The 18,385-nt window shown below is 63.3% G+C and carries 18 protein-coding genes; 10 read left to right on the top strand and 8 right to left on the bottom strand.

What is annotated here, in order from left to right; all coding sequences use genetic code 11:
* Positions 1-51 precede the first annotated feature (51 nt).
* The 5 genes from araH (at position 52) to pyrF (ending at position 5,068) form a co-directional block, all read left to right on the top strand.
* Positions 52-1,068, top strand: a complete 1,017-nt coding sequence (araH, locus tag SB772_RS16220) for an L-arabinose ABC transporter permease AraH (RefSeq protein ID WP_410834247.1) — start codon at positions 52-54, stop codon at positions 1,066-1,068.
* A gap of 61 nt (positions 1,069-1,129) precedes the next feature.
* Positions 1,130-1,930 (top strand): SDR family NAD(P)-dependent oxidoreductase, encoded by an 801-nt coding sequence (locus tag SB772_RS16215; RefSeq protein ID WP_410834246.1) that lies wholly within the window; start codon positions 1,130-1,132, stop codon positions 1,928-1,930.
* A complete protein-coding gene (locus SB772_RS16210; protein ID WP_410834245.1) occupies positions 1,927-2,883 on the top strand; it encodes an SMP-30/gluconolactonase/LRE family protein in 957 nt (318 codons plus the stop codon). The genes SB772_RS16215 and SB772_RS16210 overlap by 4 nt, the downstream gene beginning before the upstream one ends.
* A 209-nt stretch (positions 2,884-3,092) precedes the next feature.
* The gene (locus SB772_RS16205) at positions 3,093-4,145 is read left to right on the top strand and encodes an aldose 1-epimerase (protein ID WP_410834244.1); all 1,053 of its coding nucleotides are present in this window, start codon (positions 3,093-3,095) and stop codon (positions 4,143-4,145) included.
* A 107-nt stretch (positions 4,146-4,252) separates the two neighbouring features.
* Complete coding sequence (gene pyrF / locus SB772_RS16200) at positions 4,253-5,068, top strand: orotidine-5'-phosphate decarboxylase (RefSeq protein ID WP_410834243.1); 816 nt, start codon at positions 4,253-4,255, stop codon at positions 5,066-5,068.
* Between the two features lie 87 nt (positions 5,069-5,155).
* Here the strand turns inward: pyrF and SB772_RS16195 are convergent, their stop codons facing one another.
* The 4 genes from SB772_RS16195 to thiL all read right to left on the bottom strand — a co-directional run bounded on the left by SB772_RS16195 (position 5,156) and on the right by thiL (position 7,803).
* Complete coding sequence (locus SB772_RS16195; protein WP_410834242.1) at positions 5,156-5,668, bottom strand: cupin domain-containing protein; 513 nt, start codon at positions 5,666-5,668, stop codon at positions 5,156-5,158.
* Between the two features lie 20 nt (positions 5,669-5,688).
* Positions 5,689-6,189, bottom strand: coding sequence for a CinA family protein (locus tag SB772_RS16190; protein ID WP_410834241.1), 501 nt, complete (start codon positions 6,187-6,189; stop codon positions 5,689-5,691).
* A gap of 65 nt (positions 6,190-6,254) precedes the next feature.
* A complete protein-coding gene (locus SB772_RS16185) occupies positions 6,255-6,815 on the bottom strand; it encodes a phosphatidylglycerophosphatase A (RefSeq protein WP_410834240.1) in 561 nt (186 codons plus the stop codon).
* Positions 6,805-7,803: a thiamine-phosphate kinase gene (thiL, locus tag SB772_RS16180; protein ID WP_410834239.1), complete on the bottom strand. Its 999-nt coding sequence runs from the start codon at positions 7,801-7,803 to the stop codon at positions 6,805-6,807. The genes SB772_RS16185 and thiL overlap by 11 nt, the downstream gene beginning before the upstream one ends.
* A 207-nt stretch (positions 7,804-8,010) precedes the next feature.
* Between thiL and SB772_RS16175 the strand changes: the two genes are divergently transcribed.
* The 3 genes from SB772_RS16175 (at position 8,011) to SB772_RS16165 (ending at position 11,756) form a co-directional block, all read left to right on the top strand.
* Complete coding sequence (locus tag SB772_RS16175; RefSeq protein WP_410834238.1) at positions 8,011-10,350, top strand: NADP-dependent malic enzyme; 2,340 nt, start codon at positions 8,011-8,013, stop codon at positions 10,348-10,350.
* Between the two features lie 412 nt (positions 10,351-10,762).
* The gene (locus tag SB772_RS16170) at positions 10,763-11,179 is read left to right on the top strand and encodes a ribonuclease (protein ID WP_410834237.1); all 417 of its coding nucleotides are present in this window, start codon (positions 10,763-10,765) and stop codon (positions 11,177-11,179) included.
* Positions 11,180-11,195: 16 nt separating this feature from the next.
* Entirely contained in the window at positions 11,196-11,756 is a 561-nt protein-coding gene (locus SB772_RS16165; protein ID WP_410834236.1) for a barstar family protein, read from the top strand.
* Between the two features lie 141 nt (positions 11,757-11,897).
* Here SB772_RS16165 and SB772_RS16160 read toward each other — a convergent pair whose 3' ends face one another.
* The 3 genes from SB772_RS16160 to speE all read right to left on the bottom strand — a co-directional run bounded on the left by SB772_RS16160 (position 11,898) and on the right by speE (position 14,081).
* Positions 11,898-12,638: a 16S rRNA (uracil(1498)-N(3))-methyltransferase gene (locus SB772_RS16160; protein ID WP_410834324.1), complete on the bottom strand. Its 741-nt coding sequence runs from the start codon at positions 12,636-12,638 to the stop codon at positions 11,898-11,900.
* A 19-nt stretch (positions 12,639-12,657) separates the two neighbouring features.
* Positions 12,658-13,071 carry a VOC family protein gene (locus SB772_RS16155; RefSeq protein ID WP_410834235.1) on the bottom strand — a complete coding sequence of 138 codons (414 nt, stop codon included), beginning with the start codon at positions 13,069-13,071 and terminating at the stop codon, positions 12,658-12,660.
* Between the two features lie 116 nt (positions 13,072-13,187).
* Positions 13,188-14,081: a polyamine aminopropyltransferase gene (gene speE, locus SB772_RS16150; protein WP_410834234.1), complete on the bottom strand. Its 894-nt coding sequence runs from the start codon at positions 14,079-14,081 to the stop codon at positions 13,188-13,190.
* A 279-nt stretch (positions 14,082-14,360) separates the two neighbouring features.
* On the opposite strand from speE, the gene tkt reads away from it, so the two are divergent.
* Positions 14,361-16,382: a transketolase gene (gene tkt, locus SB772_RS16145; RefSeq protein ID WP_410834233.1), complete on the top strand. Its 2,022-nt coding sequence runs from the start codon at positions 14,361-14,363 to the stop codon at positions 16,380-16,382.
* Between the two features lie 95 nt (positions 16,383-16,477).
* Entirely contained in the window at positions 16,478-17,488 is a 1,011-nt protein-coding gene (gap, locus tag SB772_RS16140) for a type I glyceraldehyde-3-phosphate dehydrogenase (RefSeq protein ID WP_341314287.1), read from the top strand.
* 68 nt (positions 17,489-17,556) lie between these two features.
* Here the strand turns inward: gap and SB772_RS16135 are convergent, their stop codons facing one another.
* Positions 17,557-18,249, bottom strand: a complete 693-nt coding sequence (locus SB772_RS16135; protein WP_410834232.1) for a FadR/GntR family transcriptional regulator — start codon at positions 18,247-18,249, stop codon at positions 17,557-17,559.
* Positions 18,250-18,385 lie beyond the last annotated feature (136 nt).

The following is an 18,385-nucleotide window of genomic DNA, read 5'->3' as shown; positions in this document are numbered from 1 at the left end:
ATTATCTGGACGAAAGTCCGCAACCCGTGGGGAACGGGAGGAGTCTTCAACATGCAAGCCAGAGAAAACCTCGCGCAACAGGCCGCCAAAAGCGCCGCCGAAGCGCTGATTCCGCAAAGTAACGACAAGGCGAAATGGTGGCAGCAGATCACCGAATACAGTCTGATCGTGATCTTCGTGCTGATGTTCATCACGATGTCGCTGACCGTCGATCACTTCTTCTCGATCGAGAACATGCTCGGCCTCGCGCTGTCGATCTCGCAGATCGGCATGGTCGCGTGCACGATGATGTTCTGTCTGGCGTCGCGCGATTTCGACTTGTCGGTGGGTTCGACGGTCGCGTTCGCCGGCGTGCTGTGCGCGATGGTGCTGAACGCGACCGGCAATACGTTCATCGCCATCGTCGCTGCGGTGTTCGCGGGCGCGGTGATCGGTTTCGTCAACGGCGCGGTGATTGCGTATCTGCGCATCAACGCGCTGATTACGACGCTGGCGACGATGGAAATCGTCCGCGGTCTCGGCTTTATCGTCTCGCACGGACAGGCCGTCGGCGTGTCGTCGGATACGTTTATCGCGTTGGGCGGCCTGAGCTTCTTCGGCGTGTCGCTGCCGATCTGGGTCACGCTGCTGTGCTTCATCGTGTTCGGCGTGATGCTCAATCAGACGGTGTACGGCCGCAATACGCTGGCGATCGGCGGTAATCCGGAGGCGTCGCGTCTGGCCGGTATCAACGTCGAGCGCACACGTGTTTATATCTTCCTGATTCAAGGCGCGGTCACCGCGCTCGCCGGTGTGATTCTTGCGTCGCGGATTACGTCGGGTCAGCCGAACGCTGCCGAAGGCTTCGAATTGAACGTGATTTCGGCGTGTGTGTTGGGCGGCGTGTCGCTGCTCGGCGGCCGCGCGACGATCTCGGGTGTGGTGATCGGCGTGCTGATCATGGGCACGGTCGAGAACGTGATGAACCTGATGAACATCGACGCGTTCTATCAGTACCTCGTGCGTGGCGCGATCCTGCTTGCGGCCGTGCTGCTCGATCAGTTGAAGAACCGCGGATCGCGGGACTAAACCCGGGCGCAAAACTGCGATCGATTGGCGACCAAAACTTTGCTTTAAGAGGAATCGAACAATGTCGTCTCCGGCCAATGCAAACGCCCGCCTCGCGGATAACGCGTTCGCGCGCTATCCGAGTCTCGTCGACCGCACGGTGTTGATCACGGGCGGCGCGACCGGTATCGGTGCATCGTTCGTCGAGCATTTCGCAGCGCAAGGCGCGCGCGTCGCGTTCTTCGATATCGATGCGACCGCGGGCGAAGCGCTCGCCGATGAACTCGGCGATTCGAAACACAAGCCACTGTTCTTACCGTGCGATCTGACCGATATCGACGCGCTGCGCAAAGCGGTCGCCGATGTGAAAGCCGCAATCGGCCCGATCCAGGTGCTGGTGAATAACGCGGCAAACGATCGCCGTCATTCGATCGGCGAAGTGACGCCCGAGTTTTTCGATGCGGGTATCGCAGTGAATATCCGCCATCAGTTTTTCGCGGCGCAAGCGGTGATGGAGGACATGAAAGCGGTCAATGCGGGGTCGATCATCAACCTCGGTTCGATCAGCTGGATGCTGAAGAACGGCGGTTATCCGGTGTACGTGATGTCGAAATCGGCGGTGCAGGGTTTGACGCGCGGTTTGGCGCGCGACCTCGGTCCGTTCAACATCCGTGTCAATACGCTGGTGCCGGGCTGGGTGATGACGGAGAAGCAGAAGCGGCTATGGCTCGACGACGCCGGCCGGCGCTCGATCAAGGAAGGCCAGTGCATCGATGCCGAATTGCAGCCCGCCGACCTTGCGCGCATGGCGCTGTTTCTCGCCGCCGACGACAGCAGGATGATCACTGCGCAGGACATCGTCGTGGACGGAGGCTGGGCGTGAGCACGACGTTGCGCTCGCATCGCGCGGCGTTGCTGATCGATGCGAAATGCACGCTCGGCGAAGGCGCGACGTGGTGCGCAAAAACCGGCCGCTTCTACTGGACCGATATCGAGGGCGCGCGGCTGTGGCGCTATGACCCGAGCGACGGTCGCAGCACGTTCTGGCGGATGCCCGAGCGCCTCGCGACCTTCGCGCTGTGCGCCGATCCGCATTACCTGTTGCTCGGTTTGGCCACGCACCTGGCGTTTTTCGATCTCGCGACCGGCCAGACGCGGCGTATCGCCGATGTCGAGCCAGGTCTGAACACGCGCGTGAACGATGGCCGCTGCGATCGTCAGGGACGTTTTGTGTTCGGTACGAAAGACGAAGGCTCGCCGCTGAAACCGGTCGGCGGGTTTTACCGCCTGAATCGCGATTTGTCGCTGGAGCGCTTGCCGCTGCCCGCGCCGGCCATCTCGAACAGCATCGCGTTCAGTCCGGATGGCGCGACGATGTACTACTGCGATTCGCCGGCCCGCGAAATCCGTGCCTGCGACTATCGCGTGGACGGCAGCGTCGCCAACGACCGCGTCTTCACCACGCTGACGGACGCCACCGGCGAGCCCGATGGCTCGACGGTCGATCGCGACGGCGGGTTATGGAACGCGCAATGGGGCGGAAACCGGGTCGTGCGTTATGGCCCCGACGGCGTCGAAACGGAACGCGTCGACGTGCCGACGGTGCAGCCGAGCTGCGTCGCATTCGGCGGTCCCTCAAGGGGACTTCCTTCGGGGCGCCCCCCAAGGGGACTTCCTCCGGGGCGCGCGCAGTTGGGCACGCTGTATATCACGAGCGCGCGCATCGACCTCGATGCCACTGCACTCGCCGGCGACTCACGTGCGGGTGGTGTGTTTATCGCAACACCTGGGCGGCGGGGTTTGCCCGAACCGGTGTTCCAAGGCGCGCCCGCATAGCGCAGAATGACGCTGCCTCGTTCGATGAGGTAGCGGTGTATCGCAGATAGCAATGAATTCGACGGTGAATCAAGCGTTGATGTCGCAAACTCGGTGGCAGTAAATCGGCAGCATGCAGTTCGGACCCAGAGGCGACCGGTTCAAAAAATCGCCCAACAGCATCCGTCAGCGATGACGGCAACGTCCCACGCCTCTCGATGGAGCCAGATATGACTGTTGCGAATCTTGTTTCCACACCTGCTCAAAGCCGACGCGCGCGACTCGCCGCAGCGGCCAATCCGGTGCTTCCGGGTCCCAGTACCTCCGCGGTCGCGGTTGGCGAAACGAGCGGCGGGGAACTCGCCTGCATCACGCTCGCCAACGCGCATCTGCGGCTCGACGTCGCGCCGACGCTCGGCGGCGGCGTCACCCGTTTCGACTGGCGCAACGACGGCGCGCTCACGCCGATCTTTCGCCGCTGCCGCCACGTCGGCGCCGATACCCAGCCGAACCAGCTTGCCTGCTATCCGTTGCTGCCGTATTCGAACCGGATCGGCGGCGGCCATTTCAATGTCGCGGGACGGCGTGTCGACGTGCCGCGCAACCGCGCTGAAGAGCCGTTGCCGATTCACGGCGACGGCTGGCAGTCGGCGTGGCAGGTCGCCGATGCGGATCGCGAAAACGTGCGTCTGACGCTCGATCGCCGCGAGGGCAAACCGTACGCGTTTCGCGCCACCCAAACCTACACGCTGGATGGGCCCACGCTCGTCGTCACGCTGGAGATCGAGAACGCCGGCCGTGAGGCGCTGCCTTTCGGGCTGGGCGTCCATCCGTTTTTCGTCCGCGACGCGGATACCGAACTCTCGGCGGCGGCCGGCGGCCTGTGGCTTGCCGGCGACGACTGGCTGCCGGTGCGCCACGTGCCGACGCCACCCGCGTGGCAATTCGGCGTGGCGTATCCGTTGCCCGAGGCCATCGTCAATCATGCTTTCACCGGCTGGAGCGGGCAGGCGGCGGTGGTGTGGCCGAAGCGCCGCCTGTCGCTGACGATCGCCGCCGATACCGACTACTACGTGCTGTACACGCCGCCCGGCGAGGACTTCTTCTGCTTCGAGCCGGTCGATCATCCGATCAATGCGATGAATCTGGCGGGCGGCGCGTGCGAGAACGGCATGACGATGTTGGGACGCGGCGAGCGGCTGACGCGCTCGTTCCGCTTTACCGTCGAACGTACCGGTTTGCGTTCGATGCCCGGGGCGCGCGGTTCGCGGCGGCGGCAGTAGGCGCGCGGGGCGGCACTGCACGACGCGCAATGACGCGCGCGTGGCCCGCCGCGCGGGACGGGTAAAATACGCGCCTCTTCCGTTATCGGCTCGCCGCGAGACTCACCATGTCCAATTTCATCCAGACACTCAACGACGCCTGGCAGCGCACGAACTCGCTGCTGTGCGTCGGCCTCGATCCCGAGCCCAGCAAATTCCCGGGCGCGCTCGCCGGCCGTCCCGAAGCGATTTTCGATTTCTGCCGCGCGATCGTCGACGCGACGGCGCCGTATGCCTCGTCGTTCAAGCCGCAGATCGCGTACTTCGCCGCTCATCGCGCGGAAGACCAGCTCGAGCAGCTGATCGCGCACATTCATGCGCACCACCCGGGCCTGCCGGTGATTCTGGACGCCAAGCGCGGCGACATCGGCAGCACCGCCGAACAGTACGCGCGCGAGGCTTTCGAGCGCTATCGGGCGGACGCGGTGACGGTGAATCCGTATATGGGTTTCGATTCGATCGAGCCGTATCTGGAGCACGAAGGCAAGGGCGTGATCGTGTTGTGCCGGACTTCGAATCCCGGCGGCTCTGATCTGCAGTTTCTGGAGACGGGTGGGCGTCCGCTGTATCAGGTGGTCGCGCAACTGGCGGCCGACAAGTGGAACGCGAGTGGACAGCTGGGGCTGGTGGTCGGCGCGACCTTCCCGAAGGAAATCGAAGTGGTGCGCGGGATTGTCGGCGACATGCCGTTGCTGATTCCGGGCATCGGCGCGCAAGGCGGCGATGTTCAAGCGACGGTGAATGCCGGCCGTACGGCGAAGGGCACGGGGATGCTGATCAACTCGTCGCGCGCGATTATCTACGCGGGTAAGGGGGACGATTTCGCCGGCGCCGCCGCCAAGGCCGCGATTGAAACACGCGATCGGATTAATGCGTTTCGGTGATGGACGGCTGTCGTTTGAAAGGACAGCCTCGTAATTCGCTTCTGAACAGGCTGCGTTGGGCGGCGTTGGGGCTGCGTCGGTGCCTGGTTAAGCAGCCGGCCCCAGCCGCTCGATAAACGCCGCATGCTGCGGATGCTTCGCCTTCAACGCGTCGACATCCGCGAGCTCGAATTCGCTGAATTCGAACCCCGGCGCCACCGTGCAACCCACCAGCGCGAATGTGGCCGGGTCGGCGCATTCGGCGGCGAACCACAGCCCCGCGGGCACAACCGCCTGAAACACGGCATCGGAATGCATCAGCGCATTGCCCAACCGGTGCGTGACCAGATGGCCCGCTTCGTCGAGCACGTGCACATTCAACGGCTCGCCTGCATAAAAATGCCAGACCTCGTCGGACTTGATCCGATGCCATGCCGAATGCGCGCCATCGCAGAGCAGGTAATAGATCGCGGTGGACGCCGAGCGTGTTTCGGTTGAACCGTCGTCGCGGCTCACCCGCCCGGCCGACCGGTACGTCTCGCTAAAAAAACCACCTTCCGGATGCGGCTTCAGATCGAAGCGCTGGATCAACTCGTCTTTGGCTGCGTGCGATTCGGGCATCGTGGGCATTCAACCGGAAGTTAGTGTTCGCGCTCGTCGAGCAACGCCAGCATGCCGCGCAATGCATGGGCGGCGGCCTGCACGCGGATCTGCTCGCGATCGCCCTTGAACACCTTCGTTTCCACCGACGTACGCAGCCGGTTGCTCCAGCCGAACGACACCGTTCCGACCGGCTTGGTCTGAGTGCCGCCGCCCGGGCCGGCGACGCCGGTGATCGACAGCGACACCTGCGCGCGGCTGTTGCGCAGCGCGCCCTCGGCCATCGCACGCGCCACTTGCTCGCTCACCGCGCCGTGCTTGTCGATCAGTTCGGCCGGCACGCCGATCATTTCGCACTTCGCCTGGTTCGAATACGTGACGAAGCCGCGTTCGAACCAGCCGCTACTGCCGGAAATATCGGTGATCGCCGTCGCCACCATGCCGCCCGTGCAGGATTCGGCGGTCACGAGCATCAGGCGTTCGTCGCGCAGGCGGTTGCTCACGCGAATGGCGAGCTGGTGAACCACGGAATCGGTAGGCATGGCGTCAATCCGGAAACGGGCGACCGGCGGCGGGCAACAGGCGGCCAGCTGGCCGCCGGTGGCGGTTAAACCGACATGCGCCAGAGCGCAATCACGAGCAGCGTGAAAAACGCGGCGACCAGGTCATCGAACATGATGCCAAAGCCACCTTTCAGTCTGCGGTCGAAGTAGCCAATCGGCGGCGGTTTCACCATGTCGAAGAAGCGGAACACGATGAACGCGGCGAATTGCCCGGTTAGCGTGACCGGCGTGACCATCAGCAACACCAGCCAGAACGCGATGATTTCATCCCACACGACCGGCGACGGATCGTCGATGCCGAGCTTCTTCGCGGTGAAGCCGCAGATCGCGATACCGCCGACAAACCCGACGGCGATCAGCAGGCCCCACTCGATCACCGTCAGATAACGGCTCAATACCGCGAACGACGCCCACGCGAACAGCGTGCCGACCGTGCCCGGCGCAACCGGCGACAAGCCGCTGCCGAATCCCAGCGACAGGATGTGCAGCGGATGCGACAGCATGAAGCGCGCGGTGGCGCGGCGCGGTGGGCGCGGGTCGGGCGCTTTGGGCGGCGGGTTGCCGATGAGATCGTCGGCGGGGCCGAGCGAGGGATCAGTCTGCATGGAAATGGTCGAAGCCTTGCAACGTCAGAGTGAGCGGCGCGCCGGCGGCATCGCGCCAGTCGATCGCCGGGCGGTCGGCCGCCGTTTGAAGAGCGTTTATTGTACCGATGCGCGTGACCGGCAGATTCACCTCGCGGCCGACCGCTTCGACCGATGCGCGCGCGGTGACCGGCGCGGTGAAACACAGCTCGTAGTCGTCGCCGCCGGCAAGCGTGCAGCGTCGCTGGATCTCGGGCGATAAGTGGCGTAAGGCGGCCGAACGCGGCACGGCGTCGACATCGACGCTCGCCTGCATGTTCGAGCGTTCGAGGATGTGCAGCAGGTCGCCGGCAAGCCCGTCCGACAGATCGAGCGCCGCATGCGCAATGCCGCGCAACGCTAGACCCAGCGCGACGCGCGGCTCCGGGCGTTCGAGGGCGCGACGAAACGTCGCGGTGTCCGCCAGGTCCGCCGACCACTCGCCGCGTTGCACGCCGAGTCCGGCGCGTGCGTCGCCGAGTGTGCCGGAGATCCAGATGTCGTCGCCCGGTTGCGCGGCATCGCGGCGCAGCGCCATCCGCGGCGGCACGCTGCCGAATACGGTGATGCAGAGATTCAGCGGGCCGCCGGTCGTATCGCCGCCGATCAACTCGCAGCCGTAGCGCCCGGCAATCGCGAAGAGCCCCTCGCTGAATGCGGTGAGCCATGCTTCGTCTGCTTTCGGCAAGGAGAACGCCAGCGTGAACGCCTGCGGCTGCGCGCCCATCGCGGCGAGGTCCGACAGATTCACCGCGAGCGCCTTGTGACCGAGCGCTTCGGGATCGATATCGGCAAGGAAGTGGCGGCCTTCGACCAGCATGTCCGTCGATATCGCCAGCATCTCGCCGGCGCGCGGCGCGAGCAGCGCGCAGTCGTCACCGATGCCGAGCGCGCCGTCGACGCGATTGTGCGGCACAGCGGCGGCGCGGCGCGCGAAGAAACGATCGATCAGTGAAAACTCGGAGAGCATGGTGGCGATGAGTGAACGGGTAAGGGCGGTGAAAAGCCGCTAACGGCGCGCATTGTATGGAGAAGGAGGCGGGTAAACACCTGATCCGCACTCAACCCGCATCCGCTTCGCGCTCCGCCCGAAGCGCGCCTCGCGTACCTTTCGCTGTATTTCAGTCGCGGCACTTGTACCCGTATTGAAGGAATTGGGGCGGCGATTGGGGCTACAATGCCGTCGAACATCTATTCTAATCCGCACTTCGAAGCCCGCCTTATGTCGACTCCCGTCAATAGCAAACTCCGCGAAGCCGCTCTCGATTATCACGAGTTCCCGACCCCCGGGAAGATCGCGATCGCCCCGACCAAGCAGATGATCAACCAGCGCGACCTCGCGTTGGCGTACTCGCCAGGCGTTGCGTTCGCGTGCGAGGAAATCGTCGAAAATCCGCTGAACGCGGCGCGTTTCACCGCGCGCAGCAACCTTGTCGGCGTCGTCACGAACGGCACGGCGGTGCTGGGTCTGGGCAACATCGGGCCGCTCGCGTCGAAGCCGGTCATGGAAGGCAAGGCCGTCCTGTTCAAGAAGTTCGCCGGCATCGACGTGTTCGATATCGAGCTGAACGAGTCCGATCCGCACAAGCTGGTCGAGGTGATCGCGGCGCTGGAGCCGACCTTCGGCGGCATCAACCTTGAAGACATCAAGGCGCCGGATTGCTTCATCGTCGAACGCGAATGCCGCAAGCGCATGAAGATTCCGGTCTTCCACGACGACCAGCACGGCACGGCCATCGTCGTCGCGGCGGCGATCACCAACGGTTTGAAGGTGGTCGGCAAGGACATCAAGGAGGTCAAGCTGGTGTCGTCCGGCGCGGGCGCGGCGGCGCTGGCCTGTCTGGATCTGCTGGTCGACCTCGGTTTGCCGCTCGAAAACATCACTGTCACCGACCTGGCCGGCGTGGTCTACAAGGGCCGCGTCGAACTGATGGACCCGGACAAGGAACGCTTCGCACGCGAAACCGAAGCCCGCACGCTCGCCGAAGCGATTGGCGGCGCGGACGTTTTCCTGGGTCTGTCGGCCGGCGGCGTGCTCAAGCAGGACATGGTCAAGCAGATGGCCGATAAGCCGCTGATTCTGGCGCTGGCCAACCCGACGCCGGAAATCCTGCCGGAGCTGGCGCTCGAAGTGCGCCCGGACGCGGTGCTCTGCACGGGCCGCACCGACTACCCGAACCAGGTGAACAACGTTCTGGTGTTCCCGTTTCTGTTCCGCGGCGCGCTGGATGCGGGCGCAACGACGGTGACGCGTGAAATGGAAATCGCGGCGGTCAATGCAATCGCCGAACTGGCGCGTCAGGAGCAGAGCGACATCGTCGCAGCCGCTTATGGCATCCAGGATCTGTCGTTTGGTCCGGCATACCTGATTCCGAAGCCGTTCGACCCGCGCCTGATCGTCAAGGTCGCGCCGGCAGTGGCGAAGGCGGCGATGGATTCGGGTGTCGCGACCCGTCCTATCGAGGACATGGACGCGTACGAACAGCATCTGCAGCAATTCGTCTATCACAGCGGCACGACGATGAAACCGATCTTCCAGCTGGCGCGCAGTGTCGAGCCGGAGAGGAAGCGCATCGTGTTTGCGGAAGGCGAAGAAGAGCGCGTGCTGCGCGCGATGCAGATCATCGTCGACGAAAAGCTCGCCAAGCCGATCCTGATCGGTCGTCCGGCGGTGATCGAGCAGCGCATCGCGCGCTACGGCCTGCGTCTGGTCGCGGGTCAGGACTACACGGTCGTGAACACCGACCACGACGAGCGCTACCGCGACTTCTGGCAGGAATATCACAAGATGATGTCGCGCAAGGGCATCACCGCGCAGATGGCGAAGCTCGAAATGCGCCGCCGCACCACGCTGATCGGCGCGATGCTGGTGAAGAAGGGCGAGGCCGACGGCATGATCTGCGGCACGATCAGCACGACGCATCGTCATCTGCACTTCATCGATCAGGTGATCGGCAAGCGCGAAGGCTGCGCTGTCTACGCGGCAATGAACGCGCTGGTGTTGCCGAACCGGCAGATTTTCCTGGTCGATACGCACGTGAACGTCGATCCGACGCCGGAACAGCTCGCCGAGATCACGATCATGGCAGCCGAAGAAGTGCGCCGCTTCGGTATCGAACCGAAGATCGCGCTGGTGTCGCATTCGAACTTCGGCTCGAGCAACGCGCCGACCGCGCAGAAAATGCGCGACACACTGGAGATCCTGCGCGAGCGCGCCCCGGACCTGCAAGTGGACGGCGAAATGCATGGCGACGTCGCGCTCGACGCGAATCTGCGCCGCGAAGTGCTGCCCGACTCGACGCTGGAGGGCGATGCGAACCTGCTGGTGCTGCCGAATATCGACGCGGCCAACATCTCGTACAACCTCCTGAAGACCGCTGCGGGCAACAACATCGCAATCGGCCCGATGCTGCTGGGTGCGGCCAGGCCGGTGCATGTGCTGACCGCATCGGCCACGGTTCGCCGCATCGTCAACATGACGGCGCTGCTGGTTGCTGACGTGATCGCTGCCCGTTAATCGGGAAGTTGAGCCGGGACTGAAGTTGAGGACTCGAGCGCATCGGCCTTCAGACGAAAAAAAAGCGTGCCCGCAATGGGCACGCCTCTGGGTGAACAGGGGATAGCCACCCAAAAAAACTGAATGAAGCCATTCAGCCTCTCAGAGATCGCAAAGATAAGAGAGATTGAGGAAGGCCGAGCCATAGCAGGCCGGTTCCCAGCGGCATCCTTCATTGCACTAGCGGGCTAATTTTAGCCTGTTCAGGCCAAATATTCTGTCAAAAGTCGTCAAAGCCTGTTCCGGAGCGCTTTACCGCGCGATTGGAACCTTTTGCCTGCCGAACGAACGTTGATTCCGGGGGGCATTAGCGATACCCTTACGACTTTCCTGGTCGTCAAACTCGTGATCTAACAGCGGGGAACCCTGATTCATGGCACGCAAGTGGCAGCGCATGAAAGGCGTGCTGATCGGTGCTTTGATGCTCGGCGGATTGTTCGGCTCCGTGCCTGGCGCGTTTGCACGCGACTACACGGCACCCGCCGATACAGGCGCACAGGTGCAAGGCACCGTCGCCGCGGCGCGGTTGCCGCGCGAAGCGGTCAATACATTGAACTTGATTGCCGCAGGCGGGCCTTACCCGTATGAGAAGGACGGCATCGTATTCGGCAATCACGAACGGTTGCTGCCGCCGCATCGACGCGGCTATTACCACGAATACACCGTTCCTACGCCTCGCGCACATAATCGCGGCGCGCGTCGCATCGTCTGCGGAGGTCCGCTACAGCGAACCGATAACTGTTACTACTCGGACGACCACTACACCAGTTTTAATCGTATTGTTGAATGACATCGGGATGAACGGCATGAGCGACAACGTCTACGCGCACGACTCCGGAGTCGCGACTGATTTTTTCGCGGCCGGCGACGGCAATTTGTTCCAGCGCGTCATGAAGATGCGCGCCGGCGGTCAAGGCCGGGATAACCAGATCGAAGCTAGCACTGTGCTTTCATCGAACGAGGAGCCCATGAGTCTTTTCAAGACCGTACGACCGAACATCGTACAGTCGATCCGCGCATTTCGCGTGCAGGATCTAGCTGACGAAGCCAATCAGCTCGGGCAGCATTTTCTGTATGCGTACTGCGCGAATGCGCAGAGCAAACAGGAAGTGCTCGAGACTATCGCTACATCGTTCCTTTTTCCGAAACATTTCGGCAAGAATTACGATGCACTCTACGATTGCCTGACCGATCTGGTTCAGAAAGCGGGCTCACAGCCAGGCTTCGTGATCGTGCTCGAGCAACTGCCGGTCGCACAGAAATTCGACAAGGAAGGGCGCGAGACGCTATTGGATGTGTTCCGCGAAGCGGCCGAATTCTGGGCCGAGCGCAAGGTTGCATTCCGGGTGTTTTATTCGTTTGCCTGAACGCCGCTTGTCGCGGCACAAGAAAGAGAAAGGCCCGCCGATTGGCGGGCCTTTGCTTTGGTGCTCGTTTTCTTTGCGCTGACTTTTTGGGGGCGGCCGGTCGGGCTAAATCGGCTGTCGGGCGCGGTGCGTCAGCATTGCTTACCAGCCGCCCCAGCGAGCCGCCAGCGCCGAGAGCACCGCGATGCCGGCTGTTTCCGTGCGCAATACCCGAGGGCCGAGGCCGACGGCGGTAAATCCGTGATCGGTCGCAACTGCTTCTTCAGCGGTCGAAAAGCCGCCTTCCGGGCCGACCAGCACGGTCACGCGGCCGTACGGCGGATTAGCGGGCAAAGCTGAAAAGCTGATGCTGGCGCGCGGCGACAGCAGGAGTCGCAGTTCGCCATCTTCAGGCGCGCGCGGCAGCGCGCCGAGCCAGGTGGCGATCTCGCACACCGGCATGACTTCCGGCAAGCGGTTGCGCCCGCACTGTTCGCACGACGCGCGCACGATGCCTTGCCAGTGCAGATGCCGCCGTTGCGCGCGGTCGCCGGAAAGACGCACGACGCTGCGCGTGGTGGTGAGCGGCACGAAACCGGACGCGCCCAGTTCGACCGCCTTCTCGATCAGCCAGTCCATCTTGTCGCCGCCCGCAATCCCTTGAGCGAGTGTCAGGTGATACGGCGCTTCGACTTCGATATTGCGGAATTCGCGAATCCTGACCTTGGCCGAGCGGCGTTCGACCTCGACGAGCTCGGCGCTGTACTCGCCGCCTTCGCCATTGAAAAGCACGATCGAATCGCCGGGCTGCAATCGCAGTACGAGAATGTGGCGCGTGACGTCATCGGGAAGCTGCATGAGGTCGTCGGGCTGGAGAGGCGTACCGACGAAGAAGCGAGGCATCAGAATAGTACTCATTGGTTCAGGAAAGGTGGCGGGCGAGCGCCCAGCGATAGCCGTCCAGATCTTCGACCTGGGCAAACCGGTCGCCCCAGAATTGATCCTGTGGCTCGCTGAGCGATTTTGCGCCGGCGGCCAGCGCCCGCGTGTAAACCGCGTCGACATCGTCGACATAGATATAGAACGATTGCGGCGCTATCGCGTCCGCGCTTTTGGGTGTCTTCGCAGCTGAGCCGAACGCGCCTTCCGGCGCGAACATCACGATTAACTGGCCTTGATAGGTCATCTCGACGTGCATGACAACACCGTCGTCCTGGACACTGTCACGTACTTCAAAGCCGAATGCCGCTTCGAAAAACGAGGTCGTGGCACGCGCGTCGCGTACCGTCAGATATGGGGTCAACCAGGGCACACCGGCTGGGCGGGGGGCGGTCATGGATTTCTCCGGATCTATTGGGTTTCGCGGGACGCATGCGACGAAGCCGGGCGGGTGGCGGACGTATCGATATACCGATAGCGCGCGCCGACCGAACCGTACGTGTTGCCCCTGCGTTACCGTGATGGCTTTAAGAATTGACTTAGTTTATCGCGCACCGCCTGAGAAGCCGAGAACAGTCCGGCATGCGTGGCCGCGTCGTAATGCTTCAGCGCGTCGATTCGGCGTGCGGCGAGGCGGCTGGCGAGGTCGTCGGCGGTGAGAGCCGCGGGGTCGAGCGTGTCGCTGGCGGTCGCCATCATCCAGAGCGAGCCGTATAGCGGGATGAAAGTGCTCATCGTGCGTACGACGGCGAACGCCTGGCGCAGATCGTCGAGCAGGCCGGCGACGCGTTTGGCATGAAAATACGGCGAGCCGAGGTGCAGGGAGACCGCGGAGGCCGGGCTCATCGCCTGCTTGAGCTGCGCGTAGAACGCCGGTGTGTAGAGGCCGGCCGCCGGCGAATCCGGTGGCGTCAGGTCGAACACGACGAGATCGAACTGCGCCGCCGCTGTCGTCGCTGCGGCCGCTGCCGTCGCAGCGACGTAATGTGCGGCATCGCCGATCACCAGTTCGACGCGTGGATCGTCGAAGGCGCCGCCGTGCACGTCCGGCAAATGCTCGCGCGTCAGACGCACGACGTCGGCATCGAGCTCCGCCACTACGATTCGTTCGATGCCCGGATGCCTCAGCAGTTGCCGCGCCGCGCCGCCATCGCCGCCGCCCAGCACCAGCGCAGCTTTAGGCGACGGATGGGCCAAAGCGGCTGGATGCACCATGCACTCGTGATAGATGAACTCGTCGCCGGTGGAGGTCATCGGGCGGCCGTCGAGCGTGAACAGGCGCCCGAGCTGCGGGGTATCCCATACCTCGATGCGCTGATAACGCGAATCGACGCTCGCGAGCCGGCGCGCGTTCGGAAAGCCGTAGACGGCGTCGGTGCAGGGACGAAACAGCAGAGGTGCGCTCACGGATGGCAGGGCTCGGTACGGAACACGATGGTTTGAGGTTGCCCAATTGTAAAGGCGCCGCCGCGGCGCGGCTTCAGGTCGCGCGCGCCCGGACAGCCAGGCGGCTTTCCGGGCGGGAGCGGGTCAACGTTCTGTTAGAATGTCACGCTTTCAGCCTTGTCCGTTTGCTCTGCCCGTCTCGCGTCTTCTGGCGCCGCACCGTGCGCCGAAGTGGACTGGCCGCCGAGCTTCCGGGCCTCAAGCGCGCACCGCTTTTTGGACTCTGTCTCCGGACTCGACATGACGACCTCGTCTCCCGCAACCACCTCCCTGATGGCCAACGCAATCCGTGCGTTGTCCATGGATGCCGTTCAACAAGCGAATTCCGGTCACCCCGGCATGCCGATGGGCATGGCCGAAATCGGCGTGGCTTTGTGGTCGCGCCATCTGCGTCACAACCCGAAGAACCCGCACTGGGCCGATCGCGACCGTTTCGTCCTGTCGAACGGCCACGGCTCGATGCTGCTGTATTCGCTGCTGCACCTGACCGGCTACGATCTGCCGATGGAAGAGCTGAAGAACTTCCGCCAGATGCATTCCAAAACGCCGGGTCACCCGGAATACGACATCACGCCGGGTGTCGAAACCACCACGGGCCCGCTCGGCCAGGGTCTGGCCAATGCAGTCGGCATGGCGCTCGCCGAGTCGCTCCTCGCCACCGAATTCAACAAGCCCGAAGCGAAGATCGTCGACCACCACACGTATGTGTTCGTCGGCGACGGCTGCCTGATGGAAGGCATCTCGCACGAGGCCTGCTCGCTCGCCGGCGTGCTGAAGCTGAACAAGCTGATCGCGTTCTACGACGACAACGGCATCTCGATCGACGGCGAAGTGGTCCACTGGTTCCACGACGACACGCCGAAGCGCTTCGAAGCGTACGGCTGGAACGTGATTCCGAACGTGGTCGGCCATGACGTCGACGCGGTGGACGCGGCGATCAGGCAAGCAAAGCAATCGGACAAGCCGACGCTGATCTGCTGCAAGACGGTGATCGGTGAAGGCGCGCCGACCAAGGCCGGCAGCCACGATTCGCACGGCTCGCCGCTCGGCGACAAGGAAATCGCGGCGACCCGCGCGGCCATCGGCTGGAAGTGGGAACCGTTCGTGATTCCGCAGGAAGTCTACGCAGCGTGGGACGCGAAGGAAGGCGGCGCGCGCCTCGAGTCCGACTGGGACAAGGCATTCGCGCAATACGCGGCGAAATACCCGCAGGAAGCGGCTGAATTCACGCGCCGCAATGCCAAGCAACTGCCCGCCGACTGGAAGGAAAAGGCGCAGGCGATCATCGCCGGCGCGAACGAACGCGCGGAAACCGTCGCTACGCGTAAGGCATCGCAGCAGGCGATCGAAGGTTTGTCGGCCGTGCTGCCGGAACTGCTCGGCGGCTCCGCTGACCTGACCGGTTCGAACCTGACCAACTGGAAGGCCGCCAAGCCAGTGCGCGTGAACGCGGAAGGCAAAGCAGCCGGTAACTACGTGAATTACGGCGTGCGCGAGTTCGGCATGAGCGCCGCGATCAACGGCGTCGCGCTGCACGGCGGCTTCAAGGCGTTCGGCGGCACGTTCCTGACGTTCTCCGACTACAGCCGCAACGCGCTGCGCGTGGCCGCGCTGATGAAAGCGCCGTCGATCTTCGTGTTCACGCACGACTCGATCGGCCTCGGCGAAGACGGTCCGACTCACCAGTCGATCGAACACGTCGCGAGCCTGCGTCTGATCCCGAATCTGCAAGTGTGGCGCCCGGCCGATACGGTCGAAACGGCGGTGGCCTGGACCCATGCGGTCGAGCATCACGGCCCGTCGTGCCTGATCTTCAGCCGTCAGAATCTGCCGTTCTCGGAGCGCACCGACGCGCAGATCGCCAACATCGAGAAGGGCGGTTACGTGCTGCGCGACTGGAACGACGAGATCGTTGCGCGCAAAATCATCCTGATCGCTACCGGTTCGGAAATCGAACTGGCGTTGAAGGCGGTCGAACCGTTGGCGCGCGAAGGCATTGCAGCGCGTGTCGTGTCGATGCCGTCGACCACCGTGTTCGACAAGCAGGACGCCGCGTACCGCGAACGCGTGTTGCCGCACGGTGTGCGCCGCGTCGCGATCGAGGCGGGCGTCACGGATTTCTGGCGCAAGTATGTGGGTCTGGAAGGCGGCGTGGTCGGGATCGACACGTTCGGCGAATCGGCCCCGGCTGGCGTGCTGTTCAAGCATTTCGGCTTCACCGTCGAGCACGTCGTAGAGACGGCTAAAGCCGCGCTCGGCTGATCTTCGGCAGGCGTTGCCGCATGCGTGCGAACGCGCGGCAGCGTTGCCGGTCAGACGAACACGGACGTATTTTTTCAGCCATCAGGAGATAGACCATGACGATTCGCGTCGCAATCAACGGCTACGGCCGGATCGGCCGCAACACGCTGCGCGCCTTCTATGAAAACGGCAAGAAGCACGATATCGAAATCGTCGCCATCAACGATCTTGGCGATGCCAGGACCAACGCTCACCTGACGCAATACGACACCGCGCACGGCAAGTTCCCGGGCGAAGTGTCGGTGGACGGCGACTACCTCGTCGTCAACGGCGACAAGATCCGCGTGCTGGCTAACCGCAACCCGGCAGAACTGCCGTGGGGCGAGCTGAACGTCGACGTCGTGATGGAATGCACGGGCTTTTTCACGACCAAGGAAAAGGCCAGCGCGCACATCAAGGGCGGCGCGAAGAAGGTGATCATCTCGGCGCCGGGCGGCAAAGACGTCGACGCAACGATCGTCTACGGCGTGAACCACAACGTGCTGAAGGCATCGGACACGGTGATCTCGAACGCATCGTGCACGACCAACTGCCTGGCGCCGCTCGTCAAGCCGCTGAACGACAAGATCGGTCTGGTCAACGGCCTGATGACGACGATTCACGCGTACACGAACGACCAGGTTCTGACGGACGTGTACCACGAAGATCTGCGCCGCGCGCGCTCGGCCACACACAGCCAGATCCCGACCAAGACGGGTGCTGCATCGGCAGTCGGCCTGGTGCTGCCGGAACTGAACGGCAAGCTGGACGGCTACGCGATTCGCGTCCCGACGATCAACGTGTCGGTCGTCGACCTGTCGTTCATCGCCGCGCGCGACACGACGGTCGAAGAAGTGAACGCGATCATGAAGGAAGCATCGGAAGGCGCGCTGAAGGGCATCCTCGGCTACAACGACGCGCCGCTGGTCTCGATCGACTTCAACCACAACCCGGCTTCATCGACGTTCGATGCAACGCTGACCAAGGTATCGGGTCGTCTGGTGAAGGTGTCGAGCTGGTACGACAACGAGTGGGGCTTCTCGAACCGCATGCTGGACACGGCTGTGGCGCTCGCTAACGCGAAGTAAGCTGTCTGCTTCGGGGTTCCTCCGGCCTGGTCGGAGAGAAAAAAAGCCGCTCTTCGTGAGCGGCTTTTTCACGCCTGCGGGATCGGGAAGTAGACGCCGGCGCGCTGCGCGGCATTGGAGATGTGCATTTCGATCGCTTTGCCGGCCGCGGCGGAATCTCGCGCCGTGAGCGCGTCGAGAATCGCGCGATGCTCGTGATAGGTGGACAGCACCAGCTCGCGCCGGTAGAACGGCAGCCGTTGGCTTTCCTTCATGATGTCCGCGCTGCTGCTCAAAATCGATTCGATCGCCGCATTGCCGGCAATGCTCACGATCCGCATGTGGAAGTCGTAGTCGAGTTGGGCGGCTTCGTCGAGTTCTTCGCAGGTGAGCGCCGCCTGCATCGCCGCGATATTGTTTTCGAACCATACGAGGTCGGCGTCGCTGACAGCCTGCGCCGCCATTCGCGCGGCAAAGCCCTCAAGCGCGAAACGCATCTGATACGTATCCGGCAGCGACGACTGTTCAGCGAAGCGCCACGATTTCGCCGCCGTAGCCTGTGCACTTTCCACATACACGCCCTTACCGGGGCGTATCACCAGCAAACCGAGCGCTTCGAGGGTGGACAGCGCCTCGCGCAGCGACGCGCGGCTGATCGCCAGTTCTTCGGAAAGCTGGCGCTGCGCTGGCAGCAGACTGCCCACCGGATAGGCGCCCGCTTCGATCCGTTCGCGTATGGTCGCGATGGCGGCATCGGTAACGGTATGCGGAACGTTTTTCATCCTGGCTCGCTTGTGTGGCGTGGTCTGACCAGCATTGTAGTACGCGTTCTCAACACTCGTATGGAAAGCCGGTCAATATGTGAACCCGGCCCTGAAACACGAAGAAAAGAACGGGTAAACACCGTGTTTTGAATCC

This window comes from Paraburkholderia sp. SIMBA_030 (assembly GCF_046535245.1).
GTDB lineage: Bacteria > Pseudomonadota > Gammaproteobacteria > Burkholderiales > Burkholderiaceae > Paraburkholderia.
This window is presented reverse-complemented; position numbering and strand designations above follow the sequence as displayed.

What these genes read in the sequence shown, in the direction of transcription:
- SB772_RS16155 (WP_410834235.1), bottom strand. Translation starts at nt 13,071, where the DNA reads ATGACCGCCCCCCGCCCAGCCGGTGTGCCCTGGTTGACCCCATATCTG.
- pyrF (WP_410834243.1), top strand. Translation starts at nt 4,253, where the DNA reads ATGTCCAATTTCATCCAGACACTCAACGACGCCTGGCAGCGCACGAAC.
- SB772_RS16185 (WP_410834240.1), bottom strand. Translation starts at nt 6,815, where the DNA reads ATGCAGACTGATCCCTCGCTCGGCCCCGCCGACGATCTCATCGGCAAC.
- SB772_RS16160 (WP_410834324.1), bottom strand. Translation starts at nt 12,638, where the DNA reads ATGCCTCGCTTCTTCGTCGGTACGCCTCTCCAGCCCGACGACCTCATG.
- SB772_RS16190 (WP_410834241.1), bottom strand. Translation starts at nt 6,189, where the DNA reads ATGCCTACCGATTCCGTGGTTCACCAGCTCGCCATTCGCGTGAGCAAC.
- SB772_RS16205 (WP_410834244.1), top strand. Translation starts at nt 3,093, where the DNA reads ATGACTGTTGCGAATCTTGTTTCCACACCTGCTCAAAGCCGACGCGCG.
- tkt (WP_410834233.1), top strand. Translation starts at nt 14,361, where the DNA reads ATGACGACCTCGTCTCCCGCAACCACCTCCCTGATGGCCAACGCAATC.
- SB772_RS16170 (WP_410834237.1), top strand. Translation starts at nt 10,763, where the DNA reads ATGGCACGCAAGTGGCAGCGCATGAAAGGCGTGCTGATCGGTGCTTTG.
- SB772_RS16135 (WP_410834232.1), bottom strand. Translation starts at nt 18,249, where the DNA reads ATGAAAAACGTTCCGCATACCGTTACCGATGCCGCCATCGCGACCATA.
- SB772_RS16165 (WP_410834236.1), top strand. Translation starts at nt 11,196, where the DNA reads ATGAGCGACAACGTCTACGCGCACGACTCCGGAGTCGCGACTGATTTT.
- gap (WP_341314287.1), top strand. Translation starts at nt 16,478, where the DNA reads ATGACGATTCGCGTCGCAATCAACGGCTACGGCCGGATCGGCCGCAAC.
- SB772_RS16215 (WP_410834246.1), top strand. Translation starts at nt 1,130, where the DNA reads ATGTCGTCTCCGGCCAATGCAAACGCCCGCCTCGCGGATAACGCGTTC.
- SB772_RS16175 (WP_410834238.1), top strand. Translation starts at nt 8,011, where the DNA reads ATGCCGTCGAACATCTATTCTAATCCGCACTTCGAAGCCCGCCTTATG.
- SB772_RS16195 (WP_410834242.1), bottom strand. Translation starts at nt 5,668, where the DNA reads ATGCCCGAATCGCACGCAGCCAAAGACGAGTTGATCCAGCGCTTCGAT.
- thiL (WP_410834239.1), bottom strand. Translation starts at nt 7,803, where the DNA reads ATGCTCTCCGAGTTTTCACTGATCGATCGTTTCTTCGCGCGCCGCGCC.
- araH (WP_410834247.1), top strand. Translation starts at nt 52, where the DNA reads ATGCAAGCCAGAGAAAACCTCGCGCAACAGGCCGCCAAAAGCGCCGCC.